This window comes from Thermanaerothrix daxensis (assembly GCF_001306145.1).
GTDB lineage: Bacteria > Chloroflexota > Anaerolineae > Anaerolineales > Anaerolineaceae > Thermanaerothrix > Thermanaerothrix daxensis.
The window spans coordinates 71962-84660 of sequence record NZ_LGKO01000005.1 but is presented as its reverse complement, the minus strand read 5'-3'; the positions used below and the strand labels follow the sequence as shown (position 1 = coordinate 84660).

Here is a 12699-nt window from a genome sequence, read left to right as displayed (position 1 = left end):
TCCCACGCCCCTCGCAGGTTGAAAATAGTAGAGCGACGATGGCGAAAATTTCATCCTGTCTTAATTCCGGCGTTGCATAATTATGGACAAAGGTGGTCACCATGATCCAGTCTCCCCACCACCGCCCACCGCGCCGCTATCCGCCTTTCTGGGAACGGGTCATTCCTATCATCCTCATTCTCATTGGCCTGGCAATCCTGGTGTTGATCGGCATCAGCCTAGCGGTGGTACTGGGCGGTCTTTAAAAAAATTTCCAAGGAGGTTTTTCAATGAACTTCTTCACCACCGTTTTACCGTTTCTTTCCAGTGGGGTGAGTTTGATATTTGCCGGGGCGGTGCTGCGCCGCTTCATCCGAAAGCGGGGCGCCCATCACCTGCTGTGGGGGATTGGAATGCTCTTTTACGCCATCGGCGGATTCTGCGAGGGGTATTACGGCGCTTTTGGCTGGAACCCCTTGATCTTTCGCCTGTGGTACCTGTTCGGAGCCATGCTGGTCGCAGCCTGGTTGGGGCAAGGCACGGCGTACCTGCTGATACGCAAACGCGGAGTCGCCCATGCGCTCATGGTCATCCTGGCGCTGGGCTCGCTCTACGGGGCATGGCGCGTCTTTGGAGCCGAACTCAACCCCGCCTTGATGGCAAGCGGGAGCGCCTCCGCAAGCGAACTGAGTGGGCGCGCCATAGTCACTCCCGGCGTGCGCACACTGACGCCCTTCTTTAACCTCTATGGAACAGTGCTGCTGGTCGGCGGCGCGGCCTACTCGGCCTGGCTATTTTGGCGCAAGCGGGTACTGCTGCACCGCACCATCGGCAACGTGTTGATTGCCCTCGGTGCTTTATCGCCAGCGTTCGGCGGCGCGTTCAGTCGCATGGGCATCCCGGGCGCCCTCTACATCAGCGAGTTCATCGGTGCGGTGCTCCTCTTTGCCGGCTTCTTACGCGCCACCACACCGCTCCCGCAGCCGGTTGAAGCGCTCCGGGCTTCCCAAACGGCCACTTCCTGATCCTGCGCCAAATGGCTTGACGCTTCGCCCGGATCTCGTGATAATTAGGGGGCATCTGGCCAGGGATAGATTATCCCTGGCCCCCCCATTCCTCATCGAAATCTTGCTGCACGGAGATAGCCATCCTATGACCTCGTGGAAAAATCTGCTTGGCCCCATGCGTGTCCCCTTTCTTTTGCTGACCCCGGCGTGCGTGCTCCTGGGGGTAGGCACAGCCTACTGGCAAACCGGTCACCTGGCCGCCTGGTGGCACATAGGGCTGGTGCTGGTCGCCGCCCTGGCGGCCCACATCAGCGTTAATGCCCTCAATGAATACGTGGACTTCAAAACCGGGCTGGACCTGCGCACCCAGCGCACGCCCTTTAGCGGCGGGAGCGGCACTCTCCCGCAGCAACCCACCCTGGCGCCAGCGGCATTGTGGATTGGATTGATCAGCCTGCTTGTGCTGAGCCTGATCGGGGCCTACTTTGTGGCCCTGCGTGGGTGGACCCTGGCCATGATCGGCCTGCTGGGCATCCTGGTCATTGTGGCCTATACCCCGTTGATCACGCGCCTGCCGGTCCTGTGCCTGATCGCGCCGGGGCTGGGCTTTGGCCCGCTGATGGTCATTGGAACGCATCTGGCCCTGGGGGGTGAACTTTCGGCCACGGTTGTAGTGGCTTCACTGGTGCCGTTCTTCCTGGTCAACAACCTGCTTCTGCTCAATCAGTTCCCCGATGTAGAAGCCGACCGCAGTGTGGGGCGCCACCATTACCCGATCCTGCTGGGGCGCCAGCGCAGTGCCTATATCTACGCCCTGTTCCTGGGGCTGGCATACCTTTCCGTCGTGGTGGGGGTGGTTGGGGGCGTGCTCCCCGCCACCAGTCTGCTGGGCCTGCTTGCAGCCATCCTCCTGCCCCGTGTGATCCGCGGCGTGTTACGCCATGCCGATGACCTGCCCCACCTGATGCCCTACCTGGGCTTGAACGTGACCCTCAACCTGATCACGCCGGTCCTGGTGGCAGTGGGACTGTTCCTGGCCGCGTAACCTCCCCCGCCCACAAACCGGAGCATAAAGCCCCCGGGAGGGTCAGATCCCGGGGGCTTTTTTACGGCATCATGAAGCAGGCCGGGCTACCGCGTATTACGGCGTGCCTTCGCCAGGTGCGGTCCCGGGACTTCCCCCGGCAAAGACCCGCCCGGGGCGCCACGGCGTCCCCAACAAGGGTAGCAGCCAGCGATCCAGACCCCACCATCCCGCCGTCTTCCACGCCAGGATGAGGAAGATGGACAGCGTGAACAAGACCGGGTTGATGCTGGCGGTGCCAGCCATCATAAAGTTCCAGTTCATGAAGGCACCAAAGAAAGCGGCAATCCCCACAAAGGCGCCCAGGATCAAGGCAATGCCGACCAGGATCTCCCCGGCCACAATTAATTTGGCAAACCAGACATAATGCCCACCATCCAGCAGAGCCTGAATGAACGCCCGGTACCACTCAAAGGCAATGGGCGGACGGGCCGGGGGCTCCGGCACCACGACGGCGTTCTGCCAGAAGCCCTTCAGCGCCAGGCCGGTTTGCACCCAGGCCGGGTTGCTGATTTTGCCCAGGCCTGAGGTCAGCCAGGTGTAGCCCACATAAACACGCACAATCAGCCACAACCAGGCCCAGGATGGACTGCCGAACAAATGCTGAATGAACGGAGGGTCTGTGATCTCAATAACCCGTTCTTTTGCGGACATCTTTCACCTCCTTAGGATATTTTGCAACCTCATCATAACATCTGTTTTGGAAACTTACATTAAAAAACGCCCTGCGAGTTGCAGGGCGAAGCCGCTCTCTGGTAACGCTCAGCCTTCCGTCGCCCCCAGGTGCCCCACCCCATTGTAAAACAGGCGGTAGAACATGGCCGCCATCTCCGCAGCGCCGTAGGGCATACCGTTCTCCAACCACCAGGTCAGCAGGGCCAGCAGCGCGCCGGCAAAGTAGTTCGCCAACACATCCGCCGGCAAGGGGGGCATTTGGTGTGGGCGATGGGCTTCCAGGTAGGCGAGCACCGCCTGGCAGATCATGGCGTGAATGCGCCGGGAGATGGCCGCCGTGCCCTCTCCGCGCAGAATCACGCGGTACAGCGTGGCACTGCCAGCAGCGTGCTCAAACACCAGCGCAATGGCACGCTGCAGCCAGCGTGCGGCAGCCTCCGAGCCCGCTTCCAGGCGTGGAGGCGCAAAGGCGCTCACCTGCGCCAGCAGTTCATCCACCGTCTGCTGGATGCTATCCAGAAGCAGGGCCTCTTTATCCCGATAGTGCAGGTAAAAGGTGGCTCGTCCCAGGTTCGCCCGCTCGGTGATGTCCTCCACGCGCAGTGCCTCGTAGCCGCGCTCCAGGATCAGCGCCAGCAGCGCCTCACGTAATTGCTGCCGGGTGCGCTGAATGCGCCGGTCGGCACGGCGGTCGCTTTCTTCCGCGGCCCGCAAGGCGTCCTCGGGGTTGACAGGGGGAATCTGACGCATGGGCTAATTGACAAACCCGGCTAACGGCATATAATTATAGACACTGCGTCCATAATTGGACACATTATCTATTTTATCACAGAACAGCAATCCTGTTTCTTGATCCGACATCCAAGCCCTATGCTGAACCCTTCCCTCTCCAACAGTGCTCCGGTCAGCGCCGCAACGCCCTCCCCCATCATCTCCCTGCGCGGGGTCAAAAAGGCTTACCACACCCCGGCGGGGGATTTTTGGGCGCTGCACGGCATTGATCTGGAGGTCTACCCGGGGGAGTTCCTCGGCATCATCGGCAAATCCGGCGCGGGAAAGACCACCCTGCTCAACATGATCAGCGGAATTGACGCGCTGACCGAAGGCGAGGTGCTGGTAAACGGCGTGCGGGTGCACGACCTGGATGAGGACCGCCTGGCCCTGTGGCGGGGGCGCACGCTGGGCGTGATCACCCAAAACTTCCTGCTCATGCCCACCCTCACCCTGCTGGAAAACGTGCTCTTGCCGATGGACTTCTGCGGCCTGTGGCAGGGGCGCAAATCGGTGGAGCGCGCACGCGAGTTGCTGCGCCAGGTGGAACTTGAGGAGCACATTCACAAGCTGCCCTCGGCCATCTCCGGCGGTCAGCAGCAGCGGGTGGCCATCGCCCGTGCCCTGGCCAACGATCCCCCCATCCTGCTCGCCGATGAACCCACCGGCCGGCTGGATTCGGGGACGGCGGAGGGCATCTTGCACATCTTTGAACGCCTGGTCGCCGCGGGCAAGACCATCCTCATGGTCACGCATGACCTCAGCCTGGAACGGCGCTTCTCGCGCGTGGTGTGGATCGCCGATGGGCGCCTGGTTGCCGATCGCCAAGCAGCACTGGGGTAAGGAGGCAAAACCATGCCCCTGACTCAACCCACCATCGCCCTGAGTCAACCCAGTGCTGAGGAAGCCCTCATCCACCTGAAAGAGGTGTGGAAGGTCTTTAAGATGCCGGCAGGCACCTTTGAGGCGCTCAAAAACATCAACCTGAGCATCCGCGGCGGTGAATTTGTCAGCGTCACCGGCAAATCTGGCAGCGGTAAATCCACCCTGGTCAACATGATCACCGGAATTGATCGTCCCACCCGCGGCGAGGTGCGCGTCAATGGCACCCTGCTCAACACTCTGAGTGAAGGGGCACTCTCCGTCTGGCGCGGGCACAACCTGGGCATTGTATTCCAATTCTTCCAGTTACTGCCGATGCTCTCGGTGCTGGAAAACGTCATGCTGCCGATGGACTTTTGCAACCGCTACGACCCGGCCGAACGGGAGGAGCGTGCCATGGCGCTCCTGCGCCGGGTGGGGCTGGAAAAAGTGGCCCACAAACTTCCGGCAGCGCTTTCGGGAGGCCAGCAGCAGTGTGCCGCCATCGCCCGCGCCCTGGCCAACGACCCGCCCATCCTGGTGGCCGACGAACCCACCGGCAACCTGGACTCGCGCACGGCCGCCCAGGTGATGGAGATTTTCACCGACCTGGTGGCACACGGCAAGACCCTGGTCATGGTCACCCACGACCTCAGCCTGGCGCAACGGGCTCACCGCGTGCTGGTCATCTCTGATGGTGAATTGATCCATCCTGCGATTGTGGCCACCTGGCCGCACCTCAGCCACACGAAGATGCGCCTGCTCAACCGCCACTTGCAGACCCTGCGCCTGCCTCCCACGGCTTCCCTGCCGGCCTGTCGTTGGGCCATGGTGCTGGAAGGCACTCTGCATCCCCGCCCAAGCCGCCGGCGCTTGCTGGCGCGCCCTGCGCCGCTTTCGGCTGGTACGTGGCGTGCCTTTTCGCACGCTGAGGAAGCAACCACCTACACCGCTGACACCAGTGGTGCCCTCGTGCTCCTGCTCGACGAGAAAGCCTGGGAGAGCCTGCGCCAGAGTGCCCCGGACCTCATCACCACGCTGCAAAACCGACACGGAGGCCACGCATGATGCGACCCCGATGGCGCAAAGTGCTCAGCGATCTCATCGGCAACCTGGGGCGCTCGCTCCTGGTAGTACTCTCGATTGCCGTGGGGCTGTTCGCCATTGGCATCCTGATCACCAATCACCGCGTGATCGCCGAAGACATGGTCACCGGTTACCGCGCGGTCAACCCGGCCAACATCATGCTGGTGACCACCCCCTTCGACGATGATCTGGTGGAGCGAGTCAAAAGCGTAAAAGGCGTGCGCGATGCGTTGGGGGTGCACAAAATCAGCCTGCGCGTGCAGACTGTACACGGCGACTGGATTCCGATGGACTTCAACGCCATCCCGGATATGGGCACCCAGGCCATCAACCGCGTGCATCTTCTGGAGGGTACCTGGCCGCCAGAAGATAAAGAGGTGGTGGTGGAACAATCCAAGTTGAGCGAAATTGGGGTTGGGCTGGGGGATTGGATCACCGTGGAATTGCCTTCTGGCAAGACGCGCCGCCTGCACTTCGTGGGCATCGTTAAAGACTTGACCCTCGGTGCCGCAGCAGGCGGCGGGGGGTTCTTCCTGGCCGCGCCCCAGGGCTACATCACCCCCGCCACCCTGCCCTGGCTGGACCAGAATGAGGCCTGGAACACCCTTTACGTGACAGTCGAGGAGGGAAACGATGAGGCCGCCATCCGCCAAGTCGCCCAGCGCGTGCGCCGTGAGGTAGAAGCCCAGGGAGTGCTCATCCTCAGTTCGGCCGTACGCACCTCTGAAAACCACCCCAACCGCATCTACGTGGACGCGGTAGTGGGGGTGCTCTTCGTCCTGGGTGCGCTGGTGGTTTTTCTGAGCGGCTTCCTGATCACCAACACTTTGAACGCCCTGCTGGCCCAGCAAATGGTGCAGATTGGGGTGATGAAGTTGATCGGCGCGCGGCGCTGGCAGGTCGCCGGCATCTACCAGGTGCTCATTCTGACTTACGGGGTGCTGGCCCTGCTCCTTGCCCTGCCGCTTTCGGCTCGCTTTTCCTATGTTCTCCTGGACTACCTGGCCAATCGCATCAACCTGCAGTTGCAGGGCTTCCGCGTCGTACCGCTGGCGATCCTCGTTCAGGTGGTGCTGGCGCTGGCCGTGCCCCAGGGGGCAGCCCTGCTGCCCATTCTGCACGGCGTGCGCGTGCGCATACACGAGGTCATCAGCGGCATCCGCCCCAGCGAGGCTGTCCAAACCCCGCACTGGATCGAACGTCTGCAAAAGCGCTTCCGCGGCCTGCCCCGCCCGCTCCTCATCTCCCTGCGCAACACCTTCCGCCGCACCCAGCGCCTGATCCTGACCCTCATCACCTTGACGCTGGGCGGGGCCATTTTCATTGCCACCTTCAACACCCAGGCGGCGATTGAGCGGTACATCCAGCAACTCTCGCGCTACTTCTTGGCCGATGTGAACCTCACCTTTGAAGCCCCGCAGCGCATCCAGCGCGTGAAAAACGACCTGGCTCAGGTGCCCGGTGTGGGGCATGTTGAGGGCTGGGCGTATACCCGCGCCGATCTGATGGGGGAGGGCGATCAGGTTCTGGATACCGTTCAACTGATCGGAGTGCCCATTGAGACGACCCTGGTTACCCCCATCCTGCGTGAAGGACGCTGGCTGCAAGCCGGCGACCGCAACGTGCTGGTGGTCAACGAACGCTTCCGCGCCACCCTGCCCAACCTACATGTGGGAGATACCCTGCATCTGCGCATAAACGGCAGTGAGCGCGATTGGGTGGTGGTGGGCTTTCTCCAACTGGCCGGGCAAAACCTGGGGCACCTGGCTTATGTGCCCTACGATGAATTAAGCCGGCAGTTGGGGCAATCGGGGCGGGGGTTGCTCTTCCGCGTGGCCGCCGACCGGGCTAACCTCACCCTCGCCGAGCAGGAAGACCTGGCCCGCCGTGTGGATGCCTACCTGAAAGGGCGCGGCTACAACATCAGCGAGGCGCGGGCAGGGCTTTCGGTATTGGAGAAGACCGCCAAGGGTCTGGATGTGCTGACGAACTTCCTGCTCATCCTCTCCGGCCTGGCGGCCATCGTCGGCAGCATTGGCCTGGCCGGCACGATGAGCCTGAATGTGATGGAGCGCACGCGTGAAATCGGTATCATGCGTGCCATTGGCGCTTCGGATGGCACCATCCGCTTGCTGGTCATTGTTGAGGGCGTGCTCATTGGGCTGATGTCCTGGATACTGGCTTCGCTGGCCGCCTTCCCCATCAGTCGCCTGCTTTCCAACGTGATCAGCCACGCCATTTTCAACGCACCGGCCCTCTTTGCCTACACCCCAACCGGCTTCCTGGCCTGGCTGGGCGTTGTGCTGGTGCTTTCGGTGATCGCCAGCTTGCTGCCGGCACGCACGGCCGTCCGTTTGACCATACGTGAGGTGCTGGCTTATGAATAAACCCCACTCTGGAGGGAGCAAAATGAGCGCAAAACGTTTTTGGGGCCTTCTTTCCCTGTTTATCCTTCTGCTCGGGAGCCTCAGCGGGTGCAACCTGGTGGGCCAACCGGCGCCCGCGCCAACCCCCACCGCACCTCCCGCTGCGTCAGCGCCGGATTGGATCATTGCCGAAGGACGCGTGGTACCGCGCGACTCGGCCTGGCTCATTTTCCGCGTCAGCGGTCGGGTTGATGCAGTGCTGGTGGAGGAAGGCCAGCGCGTCCAGGCAGGTGAGGTGCTGATGCGCCTGGGCGATCGTGAGCAGGCTGAAGCCGCGCTGGCGGCTGCCGAACTGGCACGCCTGCAGGCCCAGCAACACCTGGATGACCTCAAACGTACCGCCGACCTGGCCGCAGCCCAGGCCCGCCAGGCCGTCGCGCAGGCCGAACAGGCTCTGCTGGATGCCCAACAGGCGCTGGACAACCTGGATACCGATGCTTACCGCGACCAGATAGATCGCGCCTGGGAAGAGGTAACCCGAGCCCAGGATGAGGTGAAGGACGCCCAGGAAGAGGTGGACAGATACAAGAACCTGGATCCCGACAACCCCACCCGCAAGCGTGCCGAAGATCGGCTGGAAAATGCCCAGGACCGCCTGAAAAAAGCCCAACGCGATTATGATCGTCTGAACAACCGCCTGGAGCAGGCGCGTGCGGCGGTGGCCGCCGCCGAAGCCGCATTAGCAGAGGCGCGCCACACCTACGAACAGCGTCAGTCGGGCCCCGACCCGGATGATCTGGCGCTGGCCGAGGCGCAACTGCGCCAGGCCGAGGCCCAGGTGGCCGCAGCACAGGCCAGCCTGGATAGCCTAGAACTCAAAGCCCCTTTTGCCGGCACCGTGGTGGAGGTGCGGGTGGCGTCGGGCGAATCGGTAATGCCCAACCAGCCCGTGATCCTGCTGGCGGACCTGGACACCCTTTACGTGGAAACCACCGACCTGAGCGAGACGGACGTGGTCAACATCAACGTCGGGCAGGAGGCGGAGATTGTGGCCGATGCCCTGCCCGAGGTGACGCTGAAGGGCACGGTGGAGCGCATCAGCGACCAGTTCGCCACCAAGGGCGGTGACATTGTCTACACCGTGCGCCTACGCCTGGAGGCACCCGACCCGCGCCTGCGCTGGGGCATGACCGTGGAGGTGCGCTTCAAGCCCTAGCGCCTCTGCCGCCAAGGTAGGGCCGGCGGATTAAGCGGCACCCCCTACCCACCGCAAGGCAAGCGCGCAGATCGATTCAAAAAATCATCTGTTCCCCAGAATCAACGCACGCCTTCCTGTAAACCGGGAAGGCGTGTGTCTCTCTCATAACCGAGAGAGGCATTACCGCGACACCAAAGACAACTCACCAAAGACAATTAAATTACGGAGTTCCACCTCCTCATGGTAGTATCTTGAAGCAATCAACAACAATGTCAATATTGCCAATATATCAACCGAGTATTGTCTCAACTCCGAAGAGTAATGTAATAAATGAGCCTTGGAGAGAGAGCCAACAGTCCGATTGAAACAAGCACACATGACTTTTCAATATATCGTTTTGACACTGCATACATCATTGAATTGAGATCAAGCCGGCCACAAGCGCGATAGTTCCCAAGGCGTAATCGCTGTTGCCCAACAAACTAACCACTGCCTTCTCTAAAAGCAAAAAAACCGATCGGTGCTGCTTGATTGTGATCTAGGGTTTGATTAATTCTAGAAATGAACGATTTACAATATTGAGAGCCAACATGGCTTTGTCCAACCCAAGAGAGCGACCCGTTCCAAAGAAAAACACGCGCAAGAATAACCCTAATAGACATATAACATGTGCTAGACGAGATTTAGTTTCTGAGTTTAGCATTGTGGACAACCCTGAACCCTTATCGCTAATGGTTTGCATTATCCTGTACATGGACAGGATGGTATTTTGCTTCGTGAGCAAGAAAAACCCGAAGTAAGGAAAATGCTCGAAAGCGCCGCTGAATCCCACATGTCAAGTGTACGCTCTGTTATCCACCTGTCTGTTGATTGGAAAGTTGTTGTTGATACCGCATATAACCTTCAATAATTTGATTGATTTTCTTCCTAACTCCAATAGGGTCAACAATCGCTCTAAAACTTTCCTTTGTTCCGCCCGTGCCAGTTACAGTGACCGTACCAAAATTCAATAACCTACCAAGTATATTCTGATTTACTGATATGCTCTCAATTTTAGGCAAAAGCATTTCGAGAGTGTGTCTGCGGATAAACCCTGTTTTGGCAATGACGCGATGATTTGTAACCGCAAACTCAGTTGTTAATACTACGATTAATGCTTGCAAACCAAGCCATATTGAGTAAAGAAATAGAAAACCAGAAAAGCAAAGCAATAGAATTCCTCCACCATTGACAGCAGAAGTTTGAGAAGGCGGTGAGCCTGCTTTACTGACCATCATTACCTTACTGCTATAAACAAAAAATGCAATTGTCATAACAAACGTCAAAATTGAGGGCAAAAAAACCGCGGGATGAACACGTGCAGTAAAGAGAACCTTCTCGTTAGGCATTAAACTGTCTTTGACGTAACCCATTTATCCAATCCTCCTGTGTTTTATACGTTTTCTTCGCTCCTTTTAGAACGGGACAAGTCGTCTTGGTCCTTGCTTCGAAATGTGGCAGCGAACGGCTTGGACTTCACCTGCACTGCAAAGCGGTCGGCGGCGTGCGCCGGTTGAACAGACGTTGGGTATCTGCATTTCCCACCATCTCCAGACGAACTCCCTGCTGCCCTTTGCGCCTTCGCCCATCTATATTCTGCTCTCCTTTTGTGAAGTTACCTCTGTGCCATGGGGTCACCATGATAATAACCCTTGAGCCAATCAAGATCACCCTTTTCAAAGTCAAGATAGCCGATTTTCCCCCCGCCGCATTCAACAACCGCTGCCACCTTTCTAAAAATTATTATATACTCTCACCTCTTGGAAGCAGCCATTGACACACAATCCATTAAAGCCCCTCCCCACCCACCTGGCACGGAAGCGGTATCACTTCAGCGCCACGCCTGAACCCGAGGCGGAGAAGTTGGCGGTAAAACCGGTCAATAAATAAGGAAACAAAAAAGCGTTCCCAACGATCGGGAACGCTTTTGACTAAAATTTCCGGTTATCTTGAGGCGGTTGACTACTTTGGCGTTTCCATCACCGGCCTGAACTTGTACCCGTAAAGGATCACCCCGCGCGCCTCATCCTCGGCACGGATCTTGCGCGTGACCATCTCCACGGGCATCCCGATCTCCACCGGCCGATCCCCCAGATCGGTCAACTGCGCGGTGATCACCGGGCCCTCTTCCAGTTTGACCAGCGCCACCGTGTAGGGCGCTGCCTGTTCAAACCCGGCCGGCGCTTCGGTCAGCGTGGTGAATGAAAACACCGTGCCCCGCCCGCTGAAGGTGAACTGGGTCTTGGCTTCGTTGCCGCAATAAGGGCATACATCCCGGGGAGGGAAAATTTTCTCCTCACAGTGTGGGCAAACCTCCCCCACCAGGGCATAACGTTGCTGTTTCAAGCGCCAATGTCGCGGAATTTCCATGCCTGCTTCTCCTTTCTGTCCTTTACAATCAGCCTAACTTTAACCATGTACACCTATCAATTCCTATCAAATTGACGGCGGAAGACTCTCAAAACCTTGCATCAACCCGAATAGCGCTCCAGGACATGCGTGAAGGCGCTGGAAGCCGGCCCGGCCAGGTTTTGCACCAGCGCCCGCCGCGCGTTGGGAACCTGGTTGGCGCCCGCTTCGCCCCGCAATTGCAGCGCCGCTTCCACAATCTGATAGACGCCTGTCGCGCCCAGCGGATTGCCACGCGCCTTCGAGCCGCCCATGGTCAAGATGGGCAGACGCCCGCGCAGGCCGAGGGCATCCTGCTCGGCCAGCCGCCAGCCCTGCCCGCGTTCGGCAAAGCCCGCCGCTTCCAGGCTGAGCACGGCGTAGATCGAAAAGGCATCGTCCAGTTCAAAGAGATCCACCTCGCCCGGCCTGATCCCGGCCATTTCGCAGGCACGCTGCACCGAGTGGTAGGCCGCCTCAAACGCCAGCGGATCAGGGCGATCGTGGAGCGCCAGGGTGTCAATGGCACCGATGGAGCCGCGCACGGCAACCAGCGGGTGCGTTACGTCACGTGCCCGTTCCGGCGTGGTCAGCACCACCGCTGCTGCACCATCGGCATAGGGGGCCATATCGAACAGGCGCAGGGGATCGGCAATCATCTCCGCCCGCTCATACGCCTCGCGGCTGACTGCCCGGCGGTACATGGCATAGGGGTTAGTCACCGCATTGGCATGGGCCAGCATGGGAAACGCCGCAAATGCCTCGCGCGGGGGGCGATATTCGTAAAGATAACGCTGCATCACCAGTGCCGCCTGGGCAGCCAGGGTCAACCCCTGCATGACCTCGTAATCGTAATCCATCGCCTGCGCCACAGCGCTCTCCTGCTCCGGGCCAAGGGCATCGGTATACTTTTCGACCCCCACCACCAGCACCACATCCACCAACCCCGAAGCCACGGCCAGATAGCCCACATGAAACGCCGCTGCGCCCGAGGCATCGGCCGCCTCAACCGTCATCGCCTCGATCCCACCCAAACCGGCATTATCGGCAATCAGGCAGGCCAGGTTGGCCTGACGCGAAGAGTCAATGGCCAGAAAATTGCCCACATAGAGGGCCTGGGGCTGTAACCCGCCCGCATCCTGGCGCGCGGCCCGAATGGCACGGTAGGCCAGACTGCGCAACGAAATTTCCCAGTGCTCGCCCACCGGGGTCATTCCGATCCCTGCAATCACCACATCGCGCATG

General features: G+C 59.8%; 12 protein-coding genes. 7 read left to right on the top strand and 5 right to left on the bottom strand.

Going from position 1 to position 12699, the window contains the following annotated elements; genetic code table 11:
• Positions 1–101 precede the first annotated feature (101 nt).
• The 3 genes from SE15_RS14550 (at position 102) to SE15_RS09060 (ending at position 2031) form a co-directional block, all read left to right on the top strand.
• The gene (locus SE15_RS14550; protein ID WP_169786538.1) at positions 102–245 is read left to right on the top strand and encodes a hypothetical protein; all 144 of its coding nucleotides are present in this window, start codon (positions 102–104) and stop codon (positions 243–245) included.
• A gap of 24 nt (positions 246–269) precedes the next feature.
• On the top strand, positions 270–1004 hold the full coding sequence (locus tag SE15_RS09065; protein ID WP_054521803.1) for a hypothetical protein: 735 nt from the start codon (positions 270–272) through the stop codon (positions 1002–1004).
• A gap of 127 nt (positions 1005–1131) precedes the next feature.
• Complete coding sequence (locus SE15_RS09060) at positions 1132–2031, top strand: prenyltransferase (protein ID WP_054521802.1); 900 nt, start codon at positions 1132–1134, stop codon at positions 2029–2031.
• A 96-nt stretch (positions 2032–2127) separates the two neighbouring features.
• Here SE15_RS09060 and SE15_RS09055 read toward each other — a convergent pair whose 3' ends face one another.
• Together SE15_RS09055 and SE15_RS09050 are read right to left on the bottom strand one after the other, a co-directional pair.
• Positions 2128–2724 (bottom strand): DoxX family protein, encoded by a 597-nt coding sequence (locus tag SE15_RS09055; RefSeq protein ID WP_054521801.1) that lies wholly within the window; start codon positions 2722–2724, stop codon positions 2128–2130.
• Between the two features lie 108 nt (positions 2725–2832).
• On the bottom strand, positions 2833–3495 hold the full coding sequence (locus SE15_RS09050) for a TetR/AcrR family transcriptional regulator (RefSeq protein ID WP_054521800.1): 663 nt from the start codon (positions 3493–3495) through the stop codon (positions 2833–2835).
• A gap of 120 nt (positions 3496–3615) precedes the next feature.
• Here SE15_RS09050 and SE15_RS09045 point away from each other — a divergent pair, with 120 nt between their 5' ends.
• From SE15_RS09045 to SE15_RS09030, 4 genes are read left to right on the top strand one after another with little or no spacing between them, the layout of a single operon-like run.
• Positions 3616–4359 (top strand): ABC transporter ATP-binding protein, encoded by a 744-nt coding sequence (locus SE15_RS09045; RefSeq protein WP_054521799.1) that lies wholly within the window; start codon positions 3616–3618, stop codon positions 4357–4359.
• Positions 4360–4371: 12 nt separating this feature from the next.
• A complete protein-coding gene (locus tag SE15_RS09040; RefSeq protein WP_083461848.1) occupies positions 4372–5445 on the top strand; it encodes an ABC transporter ATP-binding protein in 1074 nt (357 codons plus the stop codon).
• Complete coding sequence (locus SE15_RS09035) at positions 5442–7850, top strand: ABC transporter permease (RefSeq protein WP_054521798.1); 2409 nt, start codon at positions 5442–5444, stop codon at positions 7848–7850. The genes SE15_RS09040 and SE15_RS09035 overlap by 4 nt, the downstream gene beginning before the upstream one ends.
• A gap of 22 nt (positions 7851–7872) precedes the next feature.
• Positions 7873–9045 (top strand): HlyD family secretion protein, encoded by a 1173-nt coding sequence (locus SE15_RS09030; protein ID WP_054521797.1) that lies wholly within the window; start codon positions 7873–7875, stop codon positions 9043–9045.
• An 833-nt stretch (positions 9046–9878) separates the two neighbouring features.
• Here SE15_RS09030 and SE15_RS09025 read toward each other — a convergent pair.
• The 3 genes from SE15_RS09025 to SE15_RS09015 all read right to left on the bottom strand — a co-directional run bounded on the left by SE15_RS09025 (position 9879) and on the right by SE15_RS09015 (position 12698).
• The gene (locus tag SE15_RS09025) at positions 9879–10439 is read right to left on the bottom strand and encodes a PH domain-containing protein (protein ID WP_054521796.1); all 561 of its coding nucleotides are present in this window, start codon (positions 10437–10439) and stop codon (positions 9879–9881) included.
• A 589-nt stretch (positions 10440–11028) separates the two neighbouring features.
• Complete coding sequence (locus SE15_RS09020; protein ID WP_054521795.1) at positions 11029–11436, bottom strand: Zn-ribbon domain-containing OB-fold protein; 408 nt, start codon at positions 11434–11436, stop codon at positions 11029–11031.
• 101 nt (positions 11437–11537) lie between these two features.
• Entirely contained in the window at positions 11538–12698 is a 1161-nt protein-coding gene (locus SE15_RS09015) for a thiolase C-terminal domain-containing protein (RefSeq protein WP_054522467.1), read from the bottom strand.
• Position 12699: the final 1 nt, after the last annotated feature.